This is a genomic window from Pseudomonas sp. GL-R-26 (assembly GCF_019947365.1).
In the GTDB taxonomy this organism is placed as follows: Bacteria; Pseudomonadota; Gammaproteobacteria; order Pseudomonadales; family Pseudomonadaceae; genus Aquipseudomonas.
The window spans coordinates 15,247-38,473 of record NZ_JAGYGI010000018.1 but is presented as its reverse complement, the minus strand read 5'-3'; the positions used below and the strand labels follow the sequence as shown (position 1 = coordinate 38,473).

Annotated in this window: 24 protein-coding genes and 1 tRNA gene; 11 read left to right on the top strand and 14 right to left on the bottom strand. The window is 57.4% G+C overall.

What is annotated here, in order from left to right; genetic code table 11:
• The first annotated feature begins 165 nt into the window (after window positions 1-165).
• Together KGA96_RS19195 and KGA96_RS19190 are read left to right on the top strand one after the other, a co-directional pair.
• Window positions 166-1,791 carry an NADP-dependent glyceraldehyde-3-phosphate dehydrogenase gene (locus KGA96_RS19195; RefSeq protein ID WP_223514345.1) on the top strand — a complete coding sequence of 542 codons (1,626 nt, stop codon included), beginning with the start codon at window positions 166-168 and terminating at the stop codon, window positions 1,789-1,791.
• A gap of 44 nt (window positions 1,792-1,835) precedes the next feature.
• Entirely contained in the window at window positions 1,836-2,876 is a 1,041-nt protein-coding gene (locus tag KGA96_RS19190; protein ID WP_223514343.1) for an FUSC family protein, read from the top strand.
• 15 nt (window positions 2,877-2,891) lie between these two features.
• Here KGA96_RS19190 and KGA96_RS19185 read toward each other — a convergent pair whose 3' ends face one another.
• Window positions 2,892-3,785, bottom strand: a complete 894-nt coding sequence (locus KGA96_RS19185; RefSeq protein ID WP_046038548.1) for a DMT family transporter — start codon at window positions 3,783-3,785, stop codon at window positions 2,892-2,894.
• Between the two features lie 136 nt (window positions 3,786-3,921).
• On the opposite strand from KGA96_RS19185, the gene KGA96_RS19180 reads away from it, so the two are divergent.
• Entirely contained in the window at window positions 3,922-4,359 is a 438-nt protein-coding gene (locus KGA96_RS19180; RefSeq protein ID WP_046038550.1) for an Lrp/AsnC family transcriptional regulator, read from the top strand.
• Window positions 4,360-4,415: 56 nt separating this feature from the next.
• A complete protein-coding gene (locus KGA96_RS19175) occupies window positions 4,416-4,745 on the top strand; it encodes a YceK/YidQ family lipoprotein (RefSeq protein ID WP_046038552.1) in 330 nt (109 codons plus the stop codon).
• A 59-nt stretch (window positions 4,746-4,804) separates the two neighbouring features.
• On the opposite strand, the gene KGA96_RS19170 is transcribed toward KGA96_RS19175, so the two are convergent.
• Window positions 4,805-5,476, bottom strand: a complete 672-nt coding sequence (locus KGA96_RS19170; protein ID WP_046038554.1) for a Bax inhibitor-1/YccA family protein — start codon at window positions 5,474-5,476, stop codon at window positions 4,805-4,807.
• A 123-nt stretch (window positions 5,477-5,599) separates the two neighbouring features.
• On the opposite strand from KGA96_RS19170, the gene KGA96_RS19165 reads away from it, so the two are divergent.
• From KGA96_RS19165 to KGA96_RS19145, 5 genes are all read left to right on the top strand, one after another.
• Window positions 5,600-5,687 (top strand) — tRNA-Ser (locus KGA96_RS19165).
• A 215-nt stretch (window positions 5,688-5,902) separates the two neighbouring features.
• Window positions 5,903-6,112 (top strand): hypothetical protein, encoded by a 210-nt coding sequence (locus tag KGA96_RS19160; protein WP_223514341.1) that lies wholly within the window; start codon window positions 5,903-5,905, stop codon window positions 6,110-6,112.
• A gap of 225 nt (window positions 6,113-6,337) precedes the next feature.
• Window positions 6,338-6,610, top strand: coding sequence for a hypothetical protein (locus KGA96_RS19155; protein ID WP_223514339.1), 273 nt, complete (start codon window positions 6,338-6,340; stop codon window positions 6,608-6,610).
• A 368-nt stretch (window positions 6,611-6,978) separates the two neighbouring features.
• Window positions 6,979-7,188 carry a hypothetical protein gene (locus KGA96_RS19150; RefSeq protein WP_223514337.1) on the top strand — a complete coding sequence of 70 codons (210 nt, stop codon included), beginning with the start codon at window positions 6,979-6,981 and terminating at the stop codon, window positions 7,186-7,188.
• A 67-nt stretch (window positions 7,189-7,255) separates the two neighbouring features.
• Window positions 7,256-8,158 (top strand): hypothetical protein, encoded by a 903-nt coding sequence (locus tag KGA96_RS19145; RefSeq protein WP_223514335.1) that lies wholly within the window; start codon window positions 7,256-7,258, stop codon window positions 8,156-8,158.
• 31 nt (window positions 8,159-8,189) lie between these two features.
• Here the strand turns inward: KGA96_RS19145 and KGA96_RS19140 are convergent, their stop codons facing one another.
• The 8 genes from KGA96_RS19140 to KGA96_RS19105 form a co-directional block, all read right to left on the bottom strand.
• A complete protein-coding gene (locus KGA96_RS19140) occupies window positions 8,190-8,705 on the bottom strand; it encodes a lysis system i-spanin subunit Rz (RefSeq protein ID WP_223514333.1) in 516 nt (171 codons plus the stop codon).
• Window positions 8,702-9,127: a cell wall hydrolase gene (locus tag KGA96_RS19135; RefSeq protein WP_223514331.1), complete on the bottom strand. Its 426-nt coding sequence runs from the start codon at window positions 9,125-9,127 to the stop codon at window positions 8,702-8,704. The genes KGA96_RS19140 and KGA96_RS19135 overlap by 4 nt, the downstream gene beginning before the upstream one ends.
• Window positions 9,128-9,185: 58 nt before the next feature.
• Window positions 9,186-9,416, bottom strand: coding sequence for a hypothetical protein (locus KGA96_RS19130; RefSeq protein ID WP_223514328.1), 231 nt, complete (start codon window positions 9,414-9,416; stop codon window positions 9,186-9,188).
• 131 nt (window positions 9,417-9,547) lie between these two features.
• Window positions 9,548-10,267, bottom strand: coding sequence for a phage tail protein (locus KGA96_RS19125; RefSeq protein ID WP_223514326.1), 720 nt, complete (start codon window positions 10,265-10,267; stop codon window positions 9,548-9,550).
• 1,031 nt (window positions 10,268-11,298) lie between these two features.
• Window positions 11,299-15,207: a phage tail protein gene (locus tag KGA96_RS19120; protein ID WP_223514323.1), complete on the bottom strand. Its 3,909-nt coding sequence runs from the start codon at window positions 15,205-15,207 to the stop codon at window positions 11,299-11,301.
• Window positions 15,208-15,265: 58 nt separating this feature from the next.
• Window positions 15,266-15,859, bottom strand: a complete 594-nt coding sequence (locus KGA96_RS19115) for a tail assembly protein (RefSeq protein ID WP_223464837.1) — start codon at window positions 15,857-15,859, stop codon at window positions 15,266-15,268.
• 57 nt (window positions 15,860-15,916) lie between these two features.
• Window positions 15,917-16,345, bottom strand: a complete 429-nt coding sequence (locus tag KGA96_RS19110; RefSeq protein WP_223514320.1) for a hypothetical protein — start codon at window positions 16,343-16,345, stop codon at window positions 15,917-15,919.
• Window positions 16,346-16,359: 14 nt separating this feature from the next.
• Window positions 16,360-16,785, bottom strand: a complete 426-nt coding sequence (locus KGA96_RS19105) for a hypothetical protein (protein WP_223514318.1) — start codon at window positions 16,783-16,785, stop codon at window positions 16,360-16,362.
• A gap of 208 nt (window positions 16,786-16,993) precedes the next feature.
• Between KGA96_RS19105 and KGA96_RS19100 the strand changes: the two genes are divergently transcribed.
• Together KGA96_RS19100 and KGA96_RS19095 are read left to right on the top strand one after the other, a co-directional pair.
• Complete coding sequence (locus KGA96_RS19100; RefSeq protein ID WP_223464841.1) at window positions 16,994-17,413, top strand: RDD family protein; 420 nt, start codon at window positions 16,994-16,996, stop codon at window positions 17,411-17,413.
• A 186-nt stretch (window positions 17,414-17,599) separates the two neighbouring features.
• A complete protein-coding gene (locus tag KGA96_RS19095; RefSeq protein ID WP_223514315.1) occupies window positions 17,600-18,187 on the top strand; it encodes a hypothetical protein in 588 nt (195 codons plus the stop codon).
• Window positions 18,188-18,338: 151 nt separating this feature from the next.
• Here KGA96_RS19095 and KGA96_RS19090 read toward each other — a convergent pair whose 3' ends face one another.
• From KGA96_RS19090 to KGA96_RS19075, 4 genes are read right to left on the bottom strand one after another with little or no spacing between them, the layout of a single operon-like run.
• Window positions 18,339-19,103: a C40 family peptidase gene (locus KGA96_RS19090; protein WP_223514312.1), complete on the bottom strand. Its 765-nt coding sequence runs from the start codon at window positions 19,101-19,103 to the stop codon at window positions 18,339-18,341.
• 2 nt (window positions 19,104-19,105) lie between these two features.
• A complete protein-coding gene (locus KGA96_RS19085) occupies window positions 19,106-19,858 on the bottom strand; it encodes a phage minor tail protein L (protein WP_223514310.1) in 753 nt (250 codons plus the stop codon).
• 11 nt (window positions 19,859-19,869) lie between these two features.
• Window positions 19,870-20,208 carry a phage tail protein gene (locus KGA96_RS19080; RefSeq protein ID WP_223514309.1) on the bottom strand — a complete coding sequence of 113 codons (339 nt, stop codon included), beginning with the start codon at window positions 20,206-20,208 and terminating at the stop codon, window positions 19,870-19,872.
• A 6-nt stretch (window positions 20,209-20,214) separates the two neighbouring features.
• Window positions 20,215-23,220 carry a phage tail tape measure protein gene (locus KGA96_RS19075; RefSeq protein WP_223514307.1) on the bottom strand — a complete coding sequence of 1,002 codons (3,006 nt, stop codon included), beginning with the start codon at window positions 23,218-23,220 and terminating at the stop codon, window positions 20,215-20,217.
• Window positions 23,221-23,227 lie beyond the last annotated feature (7 nt).

The window sequence follows — 23,227 nt, the reverse complement described above, 5'->3', positions numbered from 1 at the left end:
CATTGGGGGCCAACAAGGGGCGCTTCTGAGGCCATGACGGAAGGCACCGATAAGTCCCCGGACATCACGCTGTGCGGAAAAACGCTGAGATGAGTCATGACAAGCGTTGCTGAGGTCTGCTAAAACGATTCATCAGTGCATCAGCCAATCCAGAGGGGTAGCGACATGACCACAGCCAATATTCTTCAGAACCTGTTCCCAAGCCCCGCCGACATCCCGGAAAAGTACCGCCTCGACGGCCAGACCGAGCAGCGCGAGTACCTGGTCGATGGCGAACTGAGAACCTGGAACGGGCCACTGGCCCAGGTCCGCAGCCCGGTGTACCTGGCAGGCCCGAATGGCGACGAGCAAGTGATCCTCGGCAGCACCCCGCTGCTGGATGCCGACACCGCGTTGACCGCCCTCGACGCAGCAGTCCGTGCCTACGACCGCGGCCAGGGCCTGTGGCCGACCATGCGCGTGGCCGAACGCATCCAGCACGTCGAAACCTTCCTCGGGCGCATGCGCGAGCAGCGCGACGCCGTGGTCAAGTTGCTGATGTGGGAAATCGGCAAGAACCTCAAGGACTCGGAAAAAGAGTTCGACCGCACCTGCGACTACATCGTCGACACCATCAATGCGCTGAAAGAACTCGACCGTCGCTCCAGCCGTTTCGAACTGGAGCAGGACACCCTCGGCCAGATCCGTCGCGTGCCGATGGGCGTGGCCCTGTGCATGGGACCTTACAACTATCCGCTGAACGAAACCTTCACCACGCTGATCCCGGCGCTGATCATGGGCAACACCGTGGTGTTCAAGCCGGCCAAGCTCGGCGTGCTGCTGATTCGCCCGCTGCTGGAGGCCTTCCGCGACAGCTTTCCGACCGGGGTGATCAACGTCATCTACGGCAGCGGCCGCGAGACGGTCAGTGCGTTGATGGCCAGCGGCAAGATCGACATCTTTGCCTTCATTGGCACCAACAAGGCCGCCAGTAACCTGAAAAAACTCCACCCGAGACCCCACCGCCTGCGCGCGGCGCTGGGCCTGGATGCGAAAAACCCGGGCATCGTCCTGCCGGAAGTGGATCTGGACAATGCGGTCAGTGAAGCGGTGACCGGCTCGCTGTCGTTCAATGGCCAGCGCTGCACCGCGCTGAAGATCCTGTTTGTCCACGAAGACGTGGTCGAGTCCTTCATCGACAAATTCAATGCCAGGCTCGCCAACCTCAAACCCGGCATGCCCTGGGAAAGTGGCGTAGCCCTGACGCCGCTGCCGGAATCGGGCAAGGTCGACTATCTGCATGCACTGGTGGCGGACGCCGAGAGCAAAGGCGCCAAGGTGGTCAACCCCAACGGCGGCGAAGCTCGTGCGTCGTTCTTCTACCCGGCGGTGCTGTACCCGGTCACGCCGCAGATGCGCGTTTATCAGGAAGAACAGTTCGGCCCCGTCATCCCCATCGTGCCGTACCGGCATCTGGATACCGTGATCGACTACGTACTGGAGTCGGACTTCGGCCAGCAATTGAGCATCTTCGGCACCAACCCGGTGGCGGTCGGCCGGCTGGTGGACACCTTCGCCAATCAGGTCGGGCGCATCAACCTCAATGCCCAGTGCCAGCGCGGCCCGGACACCTATCCCTTCAATGGCCGCAAGAACTCGGCCGAAGGCACGTTGTCGGTACATGACGCGCTGCGGGTGTTTTCGATCCGTACCTTGGTAGCCACCAAGTTCCAGGAGACCAACAAGGACCTGATCAGCGAGATCATCAGCGGCCGCAGTTCGAGCTTCCTGACCACCGACTACATCTTCTGAGGAGAGCCAGCCTGAGTACATCCATAGCCCATCGACTGCCACCCTTGCTGCGCCGACTGCTGCGTCCGCTGCTGGACCCGTACCGGCGCTACCGCCATGCCCGAGTGATCCATGCGGTGCGGGTGTCGCTCGGGTTGCTGGCGACGATCCTGCTGACCACCGGGATCAATCTGCCCCACGGTGAGTGGGCGTCGGTAACGATGCTGGTGGTGATCGGCGGCTTGCAGCACCACGGCAACATCGGCAAGAAAGCCGCCGAGCGCGCCATCGGCACCTTGATCGGCGCCGGTGTCGGCCTGGTGCTGGTGGCACAACAGGCCTGGCTCGGGATGCCCTGGCTGACCTATTTCGCGATGTCGGTGGTCTGCGGGTTTTTCTCGTATCACGCCATCGGCAAGGGTGGTTACACGGCGCTGCTGTCGGCGATTACCGTGTTCATCGTTGCCGGGCACGGCGACAACCCGGTCACCGATGGCTTGTGGCGCGGGGTGGATATCCTGATCGGCATTGCCCTGGCCCTGGCGTTTTCCTTCGCCCTGCCGCTGTACGCGGTTTATTCCTGGCGCTACAACCTGGCCGATGCGCTGCGTGATTGCGCGAAAATCTACGGGCGCATCATTGACGGCCAAGCCATCACCGCCGACGAACACATCAAGCTCATGACCCGCCTGAACGCGGCGATGGTGCAACTTCGTTCACTGATGCCCTCGGTGTCCAAGGAAGTGAAGATTTCCATAACCGACCTCGATGCCCTCCAGCGCAACCTGCGCATGTGCGTCAGCACCCTGGAAATCCTCGGCAATACCCGACCGGATGCCAATGACCCCGAGGCGATGTCGCTGATGCAAACAGCATTGAAAGCCGAGCATCGGCAGATTCGCGTGCAATTGATCGGCATGGCCCGGGCGTTGAAATCAGGCGCCGCCCAGCGGCTCAATCGTCCCGTGGATGTGCCGCTTGTCAGCCTCGATGCGCCGGTCTACAACATGCTGGACGGCTATCGCTTGCTGACTCAACAACTGGCCGCCAACGTCGGCGAGATGTGCCAGCGCCTGGCCAAGAGCGCGCCGCGCTGGAATATCTGACGCCTGGGGCGCGGGTTACGGCGTCACCGTGCGCCGAAACTTCAGCGACCAGCCTTGTTGCATGCCGGCAGCGGCCAGCAGAATCGCCGCGACGCCGATCCATTGCAGCGGCTCCAGGCGATGGTCGAAAGCAAACCAGTCGACGAAAATCGCCGCGATCGGGTAGATGAAGGACAGCGCGCCCGTCAGCGCAGTCGGCAGTTTTTGAATCGCGCCGTACAACAACACGTACATCACGCCGGTGTGCACCATGCCCAGCGTCACCAGGCTGGCCCACGCACTCGGTGCCTGCGGCAGTACGGAAAGATTCGCGAATGGCGCGAGCAACAACACGCCGGTGCTGACCTGGATCAGTGCGATCAAATGCGGCGGGGTCCCAGTCAAACGCTTGATGATCAACGCGGCAATCGCGTAGAGAAACGCCGCGCCCAAGGCCAAGGCAATGCCCATCAGGTAATCGCCGCCGCTCTCGCCCTGGCTGCCATGGGCGCTGACAATCGCCAGCATCCCGAGAAACGAAACGCCCAGCCAGGTCAGTTTCTGCGCGGTGATCTTTTCGTTGAGGAACAACGCCGCCAGCCCGACCAGCATGAACGGCTGGACGTTATAGACGGCGGTGCCGATGGCAATTGACGCCCGGGAATAGGACGCGAACAACAGCACCCAGTTGCCGACAATCGCCACACCGCTGAGCACGGCGAGCAGGAACGTGGTGCGGGTCAGAATGCCGGGGCGCAGAAAGCCAAAGGCCGCGCAAATCAACAGCAAGGTGCCGGCACCGAACAGGCAGCGCCAGAACACCACGTCCAGCACCGGTTGCCCGGACACCAGCACGAACCAACCGATGGTGCCGGAGATCAGCATGGCGGCCGTCATTTCGAACGAACCGCGGCGTAGGGATTTGTCCATCATCAGACTCCTGTGTTTGTGGCCAAAGTATGCCAATGCACCCAGGGGCTACTCCAGAGCAAAAAGCAGGCTAAACTCGGAATCTGCCTTTTTTATAAAGGCCATTTGGAAAAAACGCCTAACGGAGGGTTTCGCCATGACCGATGACATCGACCAGCTGCTGATCACGGCGCTGATGGAAGACTCGCGGCGCTCGCTCAAGGCCCTGGCGCAAATCAGCGGACTGTCCTCCCCCAGCGTTGCCGAGCGTTTGCGCCGCCTGGAGGAACGAGGCGTGCTCAAGGGCTACACCGTTGAAATCGACCCGAAATGCTTTGGCTATCAACTCCAGGCCATCGTGCGTATTCGCCCGCTACCGGGGCAATTGCAGGAAGTGGAACGGCAAATCATGGCCATTCCCGAGTTCACCGAGTGCGACAAGGTGACCGGCGACGACTGTTTCATTGCGCGCCTGCATGTGCGCTCGATGGAACAACTGGACACCCTGCTCGACCGCCTCAACACCCACGCTGAAACCAATACGGCGATCGTCAAGAAAACCCCGGTCAAGCGCCGGTTGCCGCCCATGGCGTGAGTGATATTTATTTCAGCCTGCAGTAGATTGATGGTTTCCGGCGAAGGATTGACGGCATGAAAACTCTGGCAATGCTGCTCGTGGCAATGACGCTTGCGGGGTGCGGCACGATTCAGACGGTTGTACGCAGTGACGAAGCGGCCGCAAAAAGCCTCAAGGACCACAAGAGTTATTGCGGCGCGGTACCACGAATCTACAGCGGCGTGACCTACGACTTTTGCACGCTGAATGCGCCCCTGGAAAAAGGCCGCGATGAGCAGGTACATGATAGTGCCCCTGCCATTGTGCTGATTGACGTGGTCATCTCCGGCGCTCTCGATACCCTGCTCCTGCCCTACACCATCTACCGCCAGCAAGCCGATGGCAGCATCGTCATTACAGAGTAATCCTGGATTTGTGGTAATAAAAAACCCGCCTGGGCGGGTTTTTTACTCAATGCCAACGATCAGTCATCGCGGCCCATGATGCCGAACAGCTGCAACAGGCTGATAAACAGGTTGTAGATCGATACATACAGGCTGATGGTGGCCATGATGTAGTTACGCTCGCCGCCATGGATGATGGCGCTGGTCTGGAACAGAATGCAGACCGAGGAGAACAGCACGAAACCTGCGCTGATCGCCAGTTGCAGGCCGCTGATCTGGAAGAACATGCCCGCCAGCGTCGCACCCAGCAGCACGAAAAAGCCTGCCGTGATGAAACCGCCGAGGAAGCTCATGTCCTTGCGGGTAATCAGCACATACGCCGACAGACCACCGAACACCAGCGCCGTCATCGCGAACGCCGAGCTGACCACTTCAGCGCCGCCCTGCATGCCCAGGTAACGGTTAAGGATCGGGCCCAGCAGGAAACCCATGAAACCGGTCAGGGCAAATGCCGACACCAGGCCCCAGGCCGAATCACGGAGTTTGTTGGTGAGGAAGAAAAGACCGTAGAAGCCGATCAGCACCACGAAAACGTTCGGGTAGCCAACACGCATCTGCTGGGCAACGTAGGCCATTACACCGCTGAAAGCCAGGGTCAGGGCGAGCAAGCCGTATGTGTTGCGCAGGACGCGGCTAACCTCTAGCTGCTCAGCCTGCACGCTGTTATTAACTGCGTAATCCTGTTCGCGCATGGCGACACTCCTGTTGGTTTGAAACGTTCAGTCGCAAAGATCATAACAGACGCTCTGTAACAAGCTATGCAGAGAGTTTGACAGTGTGTTTCATTCAGGTATTATGGCGCCCGCAACGCAAACGGAGGTGTGGCCGAGTGGTTTAAGGCAACGGTCTTGAAAACCGTCGACTGTAACAGGTCCATGAGTTCGAATCCCATCGCCTCCGCCATCTTTATACGACAAAGCCCTGATTATTCAGGGCTTTGTCGTTTCTGGGGTTTGAGTTTTCGTTCTGGCTTCCACGGATCGTTTCCGCATCTTTTTGGCTATTTCCGCAACTCGCCCTCAGAAATGACTTGAAACAGCTGTCTTTCACTCCCTTTTCCGGCGTCCTGCCGACCTTACACTCCCCTGCTACGCTGACCTCAAAACCGAGGATTCGCGATGCCACATTCTGACCTGCTCCCTTCCCTGCTCCACAAGCTCAACGAAAACCAACTCGCCCTGGAGGCCGCCATCCTGGAACTGTCGAACTGGGTCGGGCAGCGCGGATCAGCCGATGTTGCCGATAACGTGCGGGGCGCTTTGGAAGCCATCGATAAGAATGAAGAATTCATCAAGACGACGCTCGCGGTGATGATGGCGCCGGAGTGACCACTATAGCCAAAAGCGGACCTTGGACACGATGCTAATGCGCCAGTATTGTATGCACGTCATGTCGCTTTTCCTCCTCGATTTATGTCGCATTTCCAGCGCGATACTCAAACCGAACAGGGAGTTACGCATGGGCATGGAGCGTTATCAGACACAATCGGCAGAAAACGTTACGCCAGATGTGTCATCCACTCGAGTTAGGCCATTCAATTTTTGAGGAAAAATATGCGAATCGTTATCTCTACAGTTGCTCTGCTCGCACTGTTCGGCTGCACAACGAACTCTGGCATCGTTGACCTTGGCGGAGGCAACTACGTTTATGAAAAGGAGGATGCGATGGCCTATAACGGTAGCTCGGTGAAGGTAGAGATACTGAAAGAGTCTGCTGCGTTTTGTAAAAAACAAGGCAAGCAGCTTTTTGTACAAAGCTCCTCTGCGAAACCGTATAACCCCTACTCTTCATATGCTGGTGCCGAAGTTCAATTCAGTTGTAAATAAACTGTTTGCCTTGCCTAACAAACGCTTCGAACGAGGTTGGACGGAAGCTGCTTGGCCACCTACCAGCTAGCCCCTCAATCACAGCATGAGTCAGCGTCCGCAATGGGTTGTGGCAGCCCTTCACGACTGGTAAAAAGACCTAACTCCGCCTGAGCAGAATTACACGGTGATTCTCAAGGGGTAAGGCAAAGTACGCAGAGCCAATGAAACCGGGCACTTCCTTACTTTGGAATACCCGGTTTTAACCTGCTTTACACGGTCAGTGGTACAAAAATTGGTACAAGCTTCATTCCTTCCTTAGGCGTCCTGCCTACCGTTCGTCACTTCCTAATTTGCTGCTACGCTGAAAACTTCACGGAGGAATCGCGATGCCGAACTCAGACTTGCTCCCTTCCCTGTTGTTCAAGATCAACGAAAACCAGCTCGCTCTCGAAGCCGCCATCATGGAACTCACGCTTTGGGCTGAGCAGCGTGGAGCGGCCGACGTCGCCGATAACATCCGTGGAGCCTTAGGCGCCATCGATAAAAATGAAGAGTTCATCAAAATGACGCTTGCGGTGATGATGACCCCGGAGTGATTTGCTTCGCATCACTCAGTTTGAAGGTTCAGCCATGTGCGGACGATGCCCTACGAAGGAGCACCACATGCAAGACGAAATGAGAGCAATCTCCGACAAGTGGTATGCCGCAAACAAACCGGCGGAAAACTTCATATACAATGCGGATGTAGAAGCCATGGAGTTTCACAGTAACGGTATTGAGCCACACCTACTCGACCAAGATGGGCTAATCTGCTTTGGGGTGGAGTCAACGAAAAAATTATTATTTGGAAATTTGGGATCCATACATACCAAAGACATCGATTTGTTCTGGTCATGGATGCTGGCACTGCTACTCGACTGTCAACCTACTCCGCCTCCGCATCCAATCAGAGACAACACGGAACTTTATCAGCTTTTGGAAACCTGCGCTGCGCTTGCTATAAGCAACGAAGAAACCAATATCATGAATCCCCGCAGCAATGATGGGGTTGCGCTATCATATTTGTGTTTTCCTCTTATGGAAGCCTTAAGTCGAACTATTCTTTCAGAATATTTACGCATCGACGGAACCGTAATAAAAGACTTTACAGTATTTGGATCAGAGTATGGGGAAAAGAAAAGATATAAATATTGCTCCAGCCTAAAGGATTCACTTCACTTCGCCATAGAGCAGATCAAAAATCCAACCCTACAAGAAGGTCTCTCTGACCTAATTACAAATCTAGAGAAATTTTCAGAAGCCGACGTTACGGGCTATAAATATCTCTATGGCCTTCGAAACTCAGCATTGCATGCTGGAAAAAGCCCTCCTACAATTGGTGGCTACTGTTTTTCAATATCTCTATTACTCGCACTGTACGTCATCGAAGAAAAATATGACGGATACTCAAAATGGGCAAAAACAAACATAAGTAATTTTAAAAAGTATCCCCGCCCATGTTTTTATTGGCAAGGCCACTACGCAAAGCTTTACCTAATTGAAGGCAAAGGAAACGAGTTCGTCTGAACTAGTGGATTGGCCTGCTTATTAATCGCGGCTATCGCAGTAACTCGCGCACGAAAGACTGGCACGCCGCCAGCGCGATCAATCCTTGGTCGCCTTCGTCGGTGATGGCGACAATTCGTTGAGCATGCGCTGGGTCAAGTCGGGCGCGCGCTCCTCCATGAACCACGCCGCCGGCGCCGGTACCGGCTGGCACTGAACAGCCACTGACTGAATCCGTGCCGTCGAGTAGGACTGACAGCCGCAGATCAGCAGTGGCAAGGCGATCGCGCAAGCGAGCCTGGTCTTTTTGTACATTGGTCAAAGTCTCGTGGTGGGATTGGTCACTGGCCGATAGGCGCTGTTCAAGCGCCAGACGCTTGTCCAGATCGGTGCGGGCTTGGGCGGCGGCCGCATCGCTGATGGTGCCCAGGTCGAACTGGTGCAGCAGCGCTTGATCGGCGAGCTGCTTGCCGTAGCGCCAATCCTGCACCTTCCACACGCCACCAGCAGTGAATAGCAGCAGCGCCAGCACTCCCGTCAGCGCCAACTTCAACGCGGCGGGACTCATGGCACATCCTTGAAAAACAGGTGGTGACCGAGCGCCAGCGTCTGTTTCGCACCCTTCACCCAGGCCGGTGGCTTGGGCATGGTGGTCGCGTAGTAGTGGGTGGCACCGCCGGTGGGATCCGGCACCTTGCCATTGATCACCTGGTCAGCGGCAATCCGCGCCTGCGCGAGCTCACGGAACGGGATCTGCTTGGCGCCACTCAGGTAGGCGAAGTTCGGGTCGTTCCTGTTCCAGCAGCTGAACTGGTAGGGCTTCAGGCACACACCGGCATAGCCCTCCCCCCACCACGACTTGTCCTTGCCATCGTTCACGCGGTTGCAAATGGTCCAGGCCACGGCGACTTGGCCGGCCAGGGATTCGCCGCGGGCCTCGCCCCACAACGTGCGGGCGAAGATGTCGCGGTCTTTCTCGGATACGGTCATCACTTTTCTCCAGGCGAAAAAAAACCGCTCAAGGCGGCCATCGATATGCAAGTCATGATCAGGCGTCAGCGACCACTTCCTCCGGCGTCGAAGGCGGCGTTTCCATAGCCGGCGCTTCCGGCACCAGGATGTGCAAGGTGATCATGTGCTTCAGGTCATACGGTTGACCGTCCTTCGTGACCGTCACTGTCAGCACGCCGTCAGCGAAGTCCGTTTCCACATCGGCGCGGCCGTCCATCTGGTTGATCGTGTAACCCCATCCATCGTCTTGCGGCGGGAATGGAACCATACCCAGGCATCCGGTAATGCGGTACACGCCAACAGATTCGCGCGACGACGCAACGAGGCCCGCTCCATTGGTTACGAAGTCGTAGGTCGCGCCCGTAGCGCCGAGGACATTGATTGCTGCTCTTGCCATGGTCAGATCGCCTTCAGGGTGCCGTCAGCGGCACGGGTGGTGTTGCCAGTGTGGTAAACCTCACGCACTAAAGCGGTCACGTACGTTCCAGATCGGAAATACATTCGCCCACTAAAAGACATAAGGATTTGCGAGCCGTAGTTAGTGCTGTCGTAGCCCGCATTGATCATAGTGCCTTGGGTGGAAGATTCAGGTGCTCCAACCGTCGACCCCGACCACGTCTTGAAAGAGTTCCCAAACACGTTGATGGTGCTCGCATTCGGAGACTTCACATCACCGGCAAGCATCACATTGCCGTCAGCAGATCCTGCGTTGAGCGTAGAAGAACTGCCCAGCCCCAGGCCGGTACGCGCAGCCCCTTGGTTCGTGCCGCCTGTCCCGCCCTTTGCCACCGGTACAATGTTCTCGGTCGAAACCGTACCAAGGCCGGCCAGCGTAGCGCCCCACTGCTGCACCATCTGGTTAACTGCATCGGCCAACGCCTTGGGATAACCGTTAACCGGCACGATGCCGTAAGCGGCACCCGCGGTGGTCGCGCCCCGGTAGGTCGGCGAAATCGACACGGTTGTGTCGCTCGGCGCGTTGATCACTTGGTAGATCCCGTTATCCGGCCCGACAAACATGTCCCCGGATCGGCAGTTCGAAAACTTTGTGCCGGCGCCAGCCACCACGGCACTGCCGTTTGTAACTGTCACCGTTCCTTCTGTGAACCAAGAAGCCATAGGTTTCTCCAGGCAAAAAAATACCCGTGCAATGACGGGGCTATTTCGAAATTTCGTTTATTGTTGAATCTTGGCGAACACAGCCGGAACAAAAAACGATGTTACGTTTGAAACCCCGACGGTATACATCACTATTCGATTATTTGAATAGTCCCATGTACAATAAAGCTTTGCTGTACGATTCGAGTTCGCACCTACATCCATCCCTATATTATTTAACATGAGATAATCGCCAGACGAAAGATCAGTCGAAGCAGTAAAGTTAATTTTCGTCATTCCTTGCGGATCTTGGCTATACCCTATGTATGTCCAAGCAGTAATGGTCTTAGTAAACTGAGCGCAAGGTGTACCAGAATCAAATAGCAGCTTTGAATTTCCATCGCGCAACCGAAGGCCGTAAGGTGCAACCTCCCTAGCTTTGAAGGCGGCACAAAAATACTGACCGGAACCGCCCCCTATGAAAGTGAACCCTGTGTAGTTACCCGTCGTCCCACTGACTGAGACGTACTGGAACGTTGTGTTTGCGTTAGGCCTTACAAAAACCAGCGGTGGCTCGTCCGTTGTAACGGGGCTAGGAAATACAGCCCCTCCTGGGCCGTAGCTTCCAGAGTGAACAACAACAAGCCTGGCGAACTCAGAATCCAGAACAACTACGTCGCTATTGTTTTTGAATCGCAGTCCGTATGACATTCAACGATACCTCATAACCAAGAGCCTTTGAGTTGCAAGCCCCACCGAGGGTTGGTTACCTGTTATATTCCTGTTTGTAAACCAAACTCTAACGACACCCATCAGAGTTTGAGGCTCGAATTGAACAGCGTATAAATTCTGAGCATTAGGGTTCTGTGGATAGGGACCCGCCGGAACAATTATTGATTGACAGGTTGCAGGGTCCGCCCCAGCCACTGGAATATCAACAAAGTACCCTGTCGATCTTGGAACTAACGCCGAGTAGATAACCCTGACCGTAAATGAGTTTTCATCAAGTTCAAGATTCCCGCTCGGCCCCTTTGTGCGCATCCCATAAGTCATTAGGAAAGTCTCCCGACGGTGACACGATCAATACCGTTACCATCGAACACGGTAAGCCCATCGTTGTTAAGCAGCGAAGAGCCACCAGTTCCGGCGCTGCGAAGCGTGAATGTGCCAGCCTTAACGTTGATCTCCAGCAGCGGTAGACCTTGAGAGTTCACAGCCTCAGACCGCAGTGTCATCCCCAGAATGATCTGCTGGATGAAAGCCGTGTTGATCACTGCCGAGTTGATGAACACTTGGCCGCCCTGCACCACGAATGGCAGTATCAAATTGCCGCTGGCCTCATCGACGATGGCGAAGCGCTGAGCAAACGCCAGAATCTCCGAAGTCTCGCCGTCGCTGCCCAGAGCCAGCCCCGCCATCACTTTCTTGCCGTTGACGATCGTCTGGGCTTTGATGGTGGTTTGTGCTGATACCTTGCCGTTCAGTTGAACTACCGTCTCGCTGACCTGTTGAACCGAGGCATTGGTCTGCCCGATGCTCGACTGCAGCGTTTCCGATGTCTTGGCCTGGGCCTCGATCTCGGTAGCCCGTACACGCTTCTCTGTGCTGATGGCGGCAGTGGATTCCCAGGCCTTGACCGCTGCCGCCAGACCGCCGGCACCGTCGTCTCCGCGCACAGATGCGCGCAGGGCTTCATTGCTGGAAGACTGAGCAGTGACCCTTCCATCAAGGTTTTCGACCTTGGTGTCGAGGCTGCTGAGCGTCTGAGCCTGGCCGGTGATGATGATCGCCTGGTTGGTAATTTCTTCGTCCTGTGCGTCTACCCTGCCGCCGACTGTCGTCAACTCGCTCTTCAACTGATTGACCTGTATTGCAGAGGCCTCCCTGTTGGTCGCTACAACCTGTTCGAGCACGCTCAAGGTCGACTTGTTGTCACCGACCTGGGCATTCATCGTGACCAGCTGTTGGGCCATGGCCTCGCTCTCGGTGGCCCGCGTTTTGCGCTCAACAGCCAGATCTGCCGTAGAGGTCCAAGCCTTAATCGCTCCAGCCAGTTCGCCAGCGCCGTCATCACCACGAGCCGCCGAGCGCAGCGCCTCGACCGACGAAGCGGTGGCTACCACCTTGCCGTCGATCTCTTCGATCTTGGACGTTACCAACGCCACTTGTTGGGCGAGCGCGTTGGTTGTTTCCAGGATCGTGCCGATGTCTTTCCAGTAGTCCGCATTCGGCGGCGTGACACCCGCCGGTACCGCCTGGGTGGCTTGGTAGATGTGGCCGGCCTGCTGGACGAAGGAGCTGACCGGATAAGGCTTGGCTGGGTCGAACGGCGCGGCACCTGTGATCTGGCCCAGCAGACCCTCCAGTTCGGCCTTGGCCTCGTTCAGGCGAGCATTCACCGAGTCTGGTCCGTCTCCCGAAATCAGCTCGATCTCTTCGCGCAGGCTCTGGTACAGCGCGCCCTTGCCGATCTTGTCAGCGAAGTACTTCTCGTAGTCGCGCTGGTCCGAACTGGCCTGACCATTGACCGCACCGGTGATCGGATAGAACGGCCCGACGTTGCCGGTGCGATCCACCAGGCGCGCCCAGAAAAACAGGCTCGTACCGGCAAGCAGGCTGTGCATTTCGTGCGAGGCCTGGGGGTAGCTGAAGTCGCTCAGCTTCACCGCCGTCGCCAAGTCGGCCGACTGTCCATACCAAATTTCCGTGCGCTGGGTATCCTCGGCGCCAGCGGGGAAACCCCACTTGAGGCCAATGCCGAACAGCAGCGAGATGACCGTCAGGTTCGACACCGCCGGCGGCAGGCCCTCCTTGCCCTTGAGGTCGGTCAGGATCGAGTTGCGCCAGATCGACGAGATGTCGAAAGCACTCACCGCGCGGACACGGGCCACATAGGCGCCGGCGTAAATGCCGGTGACGTCAACGCTGGTCAGCCCGGTGCGCTGTAGCTTGATCCAGTTGCCGCTGTCCTTGCGCCATTCCACGTCATAGCCGACGGCACCGTTCACCGCTGGCCAGGTGATGGACATGGTGGCGACGGCGATGCCCTGGGAGACAACCGAATTTGCTGTCAGGGTGACGCTGGCCGGCGCCGGTACAACGGTGATCGGAATCACACTGATGGGGCGCTCTTCCAGGCGGGCGCCGGTGTCGATGTGCGCGAACTTGCTTGGGTCGTACTGAACGGCCGAGATTTCGAATACACCCGGTTCCGGCCGCGACACAGCGGTCACCCGGTACAGCGGCACAGCGAGATCGTCAGCGTCGAGCGCCCAGACCAGCTCGCGCTCCGGTATCGCCGAATAAGCGACGGTGACGGTCACCGCACGCCCCGTCACGGACTGCACGGTGCGCCCTTCGCACTTGCCATTGGGCAGGTTCAGGATCAATCGGTCGCCGGCCTTGGCTTGAGTGTCGCGGTCCAGGGTGATGGTGCGGCCAAACACGGTGGAGATTCGCCCGCCGATTGCGCGGCCCGCCAGTAGCTCGTCGGCCACCGGGATGACGTACCCAGGCAGAGGGATGCGCCCGTCGAGCCCCACCTTGAAGCTGACAGCCCGGTCTTTGGAGTTGGTCAGCAATGCCCACTTACCGCGGCGTTGCGCCTCCGACTCCCGGGTGCAGCCAATGGCGCCGATCTCCAGCGGGTTGTCGCCGTAACGCCGTTGAAGCTTCGGATCGGTCACCGACGTGACGTCGGTGTCGTAGTTGTTCGCCGGGTTGCAGTAGCTGATCAAGGCCCGAGTGTAGCGGGTGCGCTCCGAAGCGCTCGAGTAGGTGAACTTGCCGTCGATAACGTTCGCCCGGCTGTAGGCAAAGTCGAAGTCGGTCGCGCGCGGCATGTCGGACAAGCTGAACAGCTGCCCTTGTGCCCAGTAGGTCATGCCGCGATAAATCGCCGAGATGTCGCGCAGCAGCGACCAGGCGTCAGCCTTGCCCTGCAGGTTGAGGTTGCAGATGAAACGCGGCTCTTGCCCGCCCTTTCCGTCTGGCACCAGCTGATCGCAGTATTGGGCGATGCGGTACAGCTCCCACTTGTCGACCTGCCACGGCTTGATCCGGCGACCGAGGCCAAAGCGGTCGCTGACAGTGATGTCGTAAGTCATCCATGCTGGGTTGTCGGTCCAAGCCTGTTTGAAAGTGCCATCCCAGATGCCAGTGTAGGACCGACTTTCCGGGTCGTAATTACTCGGCACCGGCATCTTCTTCAGCTTGGTGTCGACAGTAACCGCCGGAATACTGCGGAACTGCTCGGCAGAAAATTCGATGTAGAGCAGCGCGGTGTTTGGGTACCGAAGCTTGGCGTCGATGACTTCGGTGAAGCCGGCGATCTGCATGGTGTCGGCAATTTTGTTGTTGTTCTGGTTGGTCGTGATGCGAGTGACGCGCATCAGCCAGCCACTGGTCGCCAGCGGCAGATCAATACGGCGAGTGCGCTCGTAAGTGCTAGTGGTTTTGCCGTCCACGGCTTCGCTCAGCACCTGTTGATAGGCGCCGCCGTCGGTGGCCAGCTCGACCTTGTACTCAATGCGGTAGCCGTTCACATTACCGCTGGCATCGACCGATTGCAGCGCGGGCCAGGCGAAGCGCAGACGCACGGCCGACAGTTCGGTATTGCTGATAGCCCGCACCCAAGGCGTCCCGCTGCGCAGCTCGATACCCAGGGAGGTTTCGTTCTCGATCGATGGAATGCCCTGGATGTAATCCTGCTCAATAGAGCCGTTACGGTACTCCCACTTCACATTCGGGAAGTTCATGTTGCCCTGGGGGTCTTGCAGCGGCGTATTGTCGAGGTAGATGTCCTGGGCGGTTGGATTGCCGGCGAACTCGCCCTCGCCCATTGCAATCAAGATCTTGGCCATGGCCACTGAGCGCAGGCTATCGGGCGCCTCAGTCGGCGTCTTCGGTTTATCAGATCCGCCCTTGGCGCCGAAGATTTCAACCTGCTGTGCTGCGCCCATGCGTTCCTCCAGGCAATAAAAAACCGCCTCATGGGCGGCTGTGTGTTCGACGGTTTGGCTACATCTGGTCTTCGGCGTAAATCGCGGCGCTGATAATTGCTCCGCCTACCCGGCGTTTGCCGTAACAGAGCGGAACAGGGTTGCCGGATGCGGTGGTGTTCTTGGCGCTGCCGAAGGCGTATCCGGGGGTATTTTCGGGGGCTGCGCTGGTCTTCAAGCCCTTTGGTTGCGGACTGAGCATTTGGATTACTCCGCCTGCGACGAGGCCGATGCCTGCCGCGATTAGTGGAGCGCCGAACGGTGTCGCCAGCAGGAGGACACCAGCAACAATCATCACCGCGCCGACAATGGTTTGCAGTACCCCTCCGCGCTTGCTCCCGACGATGACAGGTGCAATGCGAATCTCACCGGAGCCGTGATAACTCAGTTCTTTTTCTTCAATGTTTTTCGAGCCTCGGAAAACTGCGAACTCTAACCCCCGAGACTTCGCGTTCGACAGGAATCGTTCAAACCCTGGGACTTGGATACAGAGCGCTTTGATTGCCTCGGCTGGCGAACGGACGGACAGTTTGAACTCGCGACCGAACTGCCTTAAAGCCCCGTAAAGTTTGATGGTGGTGAGTGGCTGGTAATTAATAACCAATGCCGACATAGCTTTTCTCCAGTCAATAAAAAAGCTACCCGAAGGCAGCTTTCAGAGCTTGCAGCCTCAGCGGCCGCCGTAATCCACGTATGGAGCTAAGAAGAAGCCGCTCATATCTCCACTAATGCGAAACTGGCTCTCCGTACCCGGTTTGAGATTGGCGCTGATCGTTCTGATCGCAGCACCAGAGCAAAGCCCAGACTCAGCAAGACCTGTACCCAGATTCACAGTGCCTGGTTCAACGTAAAAAGTTGCGCGCTGGCCAGGACCAATCTTGGCAGCACGGCGCCCCTCAATGTAAAAGACCAAATCGCAACCTGAGCCGACAAAGCCACCATCCCTGACAACAGTGATGCGGGATGAGGTATTAGTCGACTTGCTTTGGAAGCCATATAGCTCATCGCTAGGCACCGGTTCCGCATTTCTCGCCGACATTGGCGACGTGGCGCATCCAGCCAGCAGCATTACCGCCATCGCCCCGATCAAAAACCGCATAATTCTTCCTTGTACTACTGTGAAAGAAGCTCTACATCAAGCTTGCTTTTCGCCGTTTCGTAATTGCTTTTCGCCAACCCGGCACTAGCCCCCTCGAATTCGCCGAAGTATGCGCTCCATGCTACGTAGAGACCTTTCAGCGCTTCCTTAACGTCTTTAGATTTAGTGGACTTAAGTGCCAGTGGAAAATCGGCTTTTGCTTTTGAAGAATTAGTGTGTATGCAATCAGTGTATTCGTTTCGGGCCTTTGCCGTATCTGGAGAATCAGCCGACATACTTCGCTGCATTTTGTAGGTTAGGTTGGCCGCACGACAAGTGGCAATATCGAGATCTAGCCCCGCAGCGAACGCTTGGACACTGGAGTCATTGGAGGCTTGCGCCATTACTGTCGCAGGAAGAGCGATAGCCGCAGCGCACAAAATTTGAGTCAATTTTTTCATTTACCGCTCCTTGGAAAGACCAGAATTTAGCAGCAACCTGGAGTGCGCGCAAAGCGATAGCCCAATGCATTGCCTGTACGAATCCCCAGTAACGCCCCGCCGTCCGTCGGTAGTAGCATTTTGCCTCCAATACAAATTCCCCAGCTGTTTACATAAGCCGAAGGAATTTGGCTCGCTCAACCTTTAAGTCCGTGCTTTGGAACGATTTATGGAAGTATCAAGAACCTCTTTGCTGGTGCGACGTATTGGTGCCTACGTTATCGACCAATGCCTGATTGTTCTCATAGGGCTATGGCTTATCAGCCAAGACAACCTCCCCTTTGCAGGCATGGAACTGATCATCACCTACCTGTTTCTCTCCCCCCTATGCGAATGGGCATTTAACGGCAAAACGCCAGGAAAATTGGCCTTCGGCCTTACTGTCATAAACGGTGCGGGTGGCCCTCCAACTCTTGTGCAGACACTCATTCGCGGTCTTACTAGGCACCTAGAAGCACCACTAGGGATCATCATAATTTTCGTTTACGCCCAATCTGATCGATGCCAACGGGTCGGTGACATGCTGGCAAGAACGTATGTCATCTCGTCCAAAGACCTAAGCCAACTGCGGGCGGCGATGCAGGGCTAAGGGTGAAAGTTCGGACCCTGTCCCTGTCAGCGATTTTCGCAACCTGTACGAATCCTCAGTAACCCCCCTACGTCCACCGTAGTAGCCTCCTGCCCTCACGCAACGGATACCCCCCCAGTCCTTTGCCTGCAAGCCCAAGGACTGGGATTGCGCCAATTTCGGCGCGGATATGACCTGGAGGTCGATGTGAGCAACGAAGACTTTAAGCCAAGAGAGCCTTTCTCTATCGATTGGTCACGCCAATACAATGTTGGTCCCTCAGACGAACACCTTCACGCGATGGGGCAGTTCATCGTCAATTACTCTGCAGTCGAATGGCAGCTTTCTGAACTATTTGCCTTCTTTCTCAGAATGCCAGTTTCGGAAGCCCAAAGGCTTTCAGTCGAAGCCAATATCTCGATGGCTGGGATGATCAGGTACGTTCAAGGACAAATAGCCAATTCGGTAATCAGCGATCAACAAGCCGTAGACGATCTTTTGCACACGCTCAAATCGTTCGATGCTATCAGTACGTTGAGGCATAAAATTGTTCATTGGCAATGGGGACTGAATGAAGGTCCGACAGCATCGTTAACCGACCTGATTAAGCCGAAGAATTCAAAAAAATCGAATGCAACACTCAACATAAGCGAGCTTAGAGATCACTGCCTCAAGCTCATGAAAATTTTGCAGGCAATATCTCTGAACGGAGAAATCATCAAAGGCCTGAGAACCCGCGCTCAGATTCTAGAAATCCGCAAAGGTACATCTCCTGAAAAGCTCTTTCGACCGTAGACCTTGATATCGGCCATTGTCCAGCCTCTTCCAGAACAGCCAATCCAACTTCGACCATCGCCCTGGAGACTGGAATGTCCTCAGCGTTAATCGCTTTCTGATCAACGCTCACAGAACGAACATCCATAAACACCTCCGCGGCACTGCCGCATCATGTGATTTGTTGTGCATTTTTGTGCCTGAGGATCAGGCGTGTCCGGTCGAGCCAAGGCCCACCGAAGACGATCACCTCTGATGGTCGCCCATACAGGTGGTGCAAGAGGAATGGGCCTAGGCCGAAGGTGTCCGAGTCTTCACCGGGCAATACCGGATCGGCGCCGAGGAAAATTCCGGCATGGTTCGGGTGCGCCGTGCGACCTACCGCCATGACAATCATGTCGCCGCGCTGCGGATGGTCGACACGGACAAAGCCGGCCGCCTCGTAGTTCGCTTCGTACAGGCTCACTGCGTCCGCACTTTCCCACCAGCCGTCCTCACGCTTGAAGGCCTCGAATTCCAGCCCCAACTCGCGCTTGTACCAGTCGGCGCACACCTGCCAGCAGTCCCATGCGCCGTGTACAAATGGGCGATTGAGCAACGACGTGTTGCCGGCCGGGGTGATGCTGCGCAGATCGCCTTCCGGCCAGCTCAGAATGTGCCAGGGCAACTCGGTGGCCTCGCACATGGCCAAGTCATGCGGTGATGGTCGACTGGTGGCGTCAGGGTGCGAGTGAACGATGCCGATCACCTCGCCCAAATCTTCCGCTGCGGCGTAGTCCTCCGGATCGATCCGGAACTCTTCGCCTGGATCGGCTGCAATGTTCCTGCACGGGAAGTATTGCTGCTTACGCCCAAGCGCCAACAGCAGACCGCAGCACTCTTTCGGGTACTCGGCGGCCGCGTGCGCCTGGACCGCCAGCAGGATGTGCTTGCGCATGGTCAGCTCCGGGCGATCAGGGAAACAGCGGGGAAACCGCCGTGTGGAAGTTGGTTGTTGTCGCCGAAGCGCAATTTGCAGGACTTGAGCCCACCCTTGCACTCGTCCTTGCTCGGGTCGTCGGTCGGGTTGTCGTCATCGTCGAACAGCGCGCCACCGGTGTAGCCGCAGTTCGGCCCGCGATATCCGCCAGTCATGGCCCAGTGACAAAAGGTGGTCATCTGGCGACCGGGCAGCCCGTGATTGTCGATCTCGCCCGGGGATGAAAGCTCCCACTGCACAACCTCGCCGTCCTCGCCGGTTTTCTGGTCGATGTACCAGATCTCCAGCGCCTCTTGTGTGGGGTCAGCAGTCGGGTTGCCATTCGGGAAGTTCGCCGCGTCCAGGTACTGGGCCATGGTTTCGCGGACTGTCAGCTGAAACTTCAACAGGTCGTCGAAGGCCAGGCACAGCGCCGTTATGCGGCCGTTTACGTTGCCAGCGCTGAACACTGGCCGCGTTGCGCTGCCGTTACTGTCCGCGCCAATGCCTTCAATCTGCACCGGCCAGGCCGCGTACTCGTTGCCCTGCCACCAGATCGACTTCGCTGGCAGTTCGTCGACTGAGCCCTCGTAGGCCAGCAGCTCGGCGGGCGTGTGCGGGATTGCGTGACCATGGAAGCGCAGCACGTCGGCGCCGTACTCGGTGCCGTCGATTTCAAAGAGCCGCACCTCACCACCGGGCTCCAGTTTCTGGATGTCCGTTATCAATGCCATGCGGCAGTTCCTTATGGTTGAAAGGTTTGTTCGAGAGTGCCGGTCAGGGCGTAAACGTCACCGCCCCTGTGCGCAGGCTTGTAGCCCGTGCATTTATAGAGGCCGAGCTCGCCGAGTGGCGGCGTCCACAGGAAGGCTTTCGCCCCCGCGTGGCGGTCGAGGAAGGCGATGATCTGTTTGATCGTGACGGCCTTGCCGGTGTAGCTGAACGGCCAGGACTGCGATTTGTTGTTGATGCCGTCCGACACCGATTGGCTGTAGCCGTCGCCGAATTGTTTGGAGCGCACCCGCTGACTGATGTCGCCCTCGGCCCCTTTTTCGATCTGCCAGGTGAATCGCTCAAGCGCCATAAATCGTCACCCTTTGATTGCTCTGGTAATGCTGCCGCCCTGACCAAGATCCTTGCGCAGCAGCTGTCGATACTTCTGCTCTACGAAGTCGCCAAGCTCTTTGCCGAACTGCTGATACGACGGATCGCTGGACGTTGCGCTGGTGCTGCCGTCGCTGGCGACACTCACTTGCACGCTGATTTGTGTGGCCCCGCCACCACCGCTCATGGCTTGAATGCCCGCCCCTCCGGCACTGGTCAGCGGCGTGACGCTGCCGCCATTCTCCCCAGTCATTAGGAATGACCGGCCGCCCTCGTTGTAAAGCTCAGGCCCCAACTCGTTGACCTCATACAGCGAGTTCGCCATGACCGGTCCACCCGTGGCTCTTTGCCCAGAAACCCAACTCGAGAAATCGCTCCCCGTATAGCCGGCTTGGGTCGAGCCGGCCGACGCTGCTGCGCCGCTACCGCTGCCGAAGTAAGCACTGGCGGCAGCGCCAGCAAGACTCGAAAGGAGCCCGGAAGCCGCCTGCCTTGTCGCAATGCGCGCCATGTCGGCCAAGATCGACTTGGTGAAGTCGGAAAACGCAAACTTGCCTGATATGGCGAAGTTCGCGACTGCGTCCTCCATTCCGCTGAAAGCGTTGGTGAACAGGCTCTTCGTCTGGCCTGCAACGTCGCGCGCCGACTCCAAGTAGTTCTGCCACGCCGACGATGCGCCAGCGCTCCAGTCGCCTTGGGCGGTGGTCATGTCGTCGTAATTGGCCTGCACGGTGTCGTGCAGATCCTGCTGTGTGGCTTTCAGTGCTGCCAGTTTCTGCGTGTACTCGTCGAGGCTCATGCCGCGCGAGCCATCGCCATACTGGTTGGCCAGCTCGAGACGCTGCTGGTTAAATCGATCATCGATGCCGTTCTGCTGATCCGTCAGCCCGCGCTGGCGATCACCTTGGCCAAGGCCTGATGCCGCCCGCAATCCCTGCTGCCGAAGCGTGTCGACCTGCTGCTGCAAGGCGCTGGTGTAGGTGTTGACCGCCAGAGTCTGCTTGTCGGTGCGCTCCTTTTCCTTCAGTGCTAGCACAGCCAGCTCTGAATCAGCATCCTTCTGAGCCTTGACCATCGCCTGACGTGCATCGGCGATTTTCTGGTCCAGTTGGATGCCTTGGGCGGCCGTGGTGGTCTTCTTGGCCTTGGCTGCTTCGAGGGCGGATATCTCGGCCTCGAAGGCTGCGGCCACATCCGCGCTTTCCTGCTTGATCAGCGCGGCACTTCGCGCAGCATAGTCCTCCTGGGACACCAGACCGGCCTTCTGCGCCGCGTCCAGTTCCTTCTGGGCGTTTTTGTAGTCGGTGACGATGTCGGCCAGGTTGTTCTTGGCACTGTTGAAGCCGGTTAGATCGACCTGCGAACCGGCTGCTTTCGGATCCTTGAACTTATCGTTGATGTTCGCCAGGTTCTTGTCGATCGCCGCTTGATTCAGGCGCGGATCGTTCGGCGCGACCTTGCGAATGTCTTCGAGCTGCTGCTTGTACTCCTTGATCGCCTCAGTGCGCTTCTGCTCATTCGTCCATGAAGACTTGGCCAGTGCATCAACCTTTGCCATCGACGAGACGGCGTCACCTTGGGCTTTCGCCTGCTCCCCTTCCCATTTGGCGATGTCAGCCTGGGCGGCCTTTTCATCCTCCAGCATGCTCAACCGATTGCGCCTGAACTCGATCAGGGCATCCTTGGACTTTTGGATTTGAAATAAGCCGTCCATATTCTCTGCATCACGGAGATCGTTTTGCGCTGTCTCGATTTCCGAGTTTATGTCTCGGCGCCCGATATTCTTCAGGTTGTCCGCGGCGCGTGCGACAGCGTTGTAACCCTTTTCCCAGAAGCTCAAGTTTTCGAGGATCTTCGGCGTGCGCTCGTTGATGGCGTCGGCATATTGTTCTGTCGCAAGCTTCACCGCGCCAGCGTGATCGCCCTGCTCTTCCAGTGCTGTGATCTGCGAGTAAACCGAGGCCGTCAGGTAGTGGTACTGCTCATTGAGCGCAGCGGACGCCTTAACCGGGTCGTCTGCCAGTTTGGAGAACTCGGCAACCGTTTCGCTGACAGCCTTGCCGGTCGCTTCCTGCATGGACACTGCGGCCTGGGTGATTCCGGTAAAGCTCTCGCCGGCAATCTTCCCATTGCCAGCCAGAAGAGCTAGAACCTCAGCAGCCTGCCCGGTCGTGCCGACAGTAGCGCCCACTTGCCGCGCCATCTCCCCCAGTTGCCCAGCACTTACACCGGCGTAATTGCCGGTCAGGATCAGCGACTTGTTGTAGCTGTTCTGCTCTTCGCTGCCTTTGTAATAGGCATATGCGAGCACACCAACGGCGGCGGTGGACAGCGCGAGCGGCCCAAGAATGGCGAGCAACCCAGCAGCCCCCTCGCCTGCACCGGCGCCCAACTGAGCGACCGCACGAACACCGCTACCCCAGTCACCCGACGACAGGGCATTCCCCAACTGAATAACGTTTTCCTGCGCCTGGCGGGTACCCAGCTTCAGCTTGTCGAAGCCGGTCGCCGTTTTTTCAAGCTTGGCGTAATCCTTATCAATCTTGCTCAGCGCGGAGTTGTACTGGTCCTGGCTGATGCGACCAGCATCCAGGTGCTTACCCAGTTGCTCGACCTGGCTGTCCAGCTTGGCCATCGACGCCCGGGCCGGATCGATTGCCCCCAGTAGGCTGTTCAGGGCCTTCTGTTCGTCCAGCGTGGACTTGGCCAGCGCTGCCTGCTGCTTGTCGAGTTGCGCGGAGATCTTGGTGAACTCAACCTCGCCATAGGCGCCGGTCTTGGTCAGCTTCGCCAGGTTCTCGCGCTGCTTGGCCAGCTCCTGCGTGGTGGTCGCGCCTTTTGACAGCGACTTCTCCAGCGCCTGCATTTCGTTCATCAGGCCGACGGCGGACTGCTCAGCACGATCACCGGCCTTGGTCAGCTTGTCGAGATCGGTCGCAGCGTTGGCGGCATCAGCCGAATCGACCTTGATGCCGAGTTCTGCAATGTTCATCGACTCA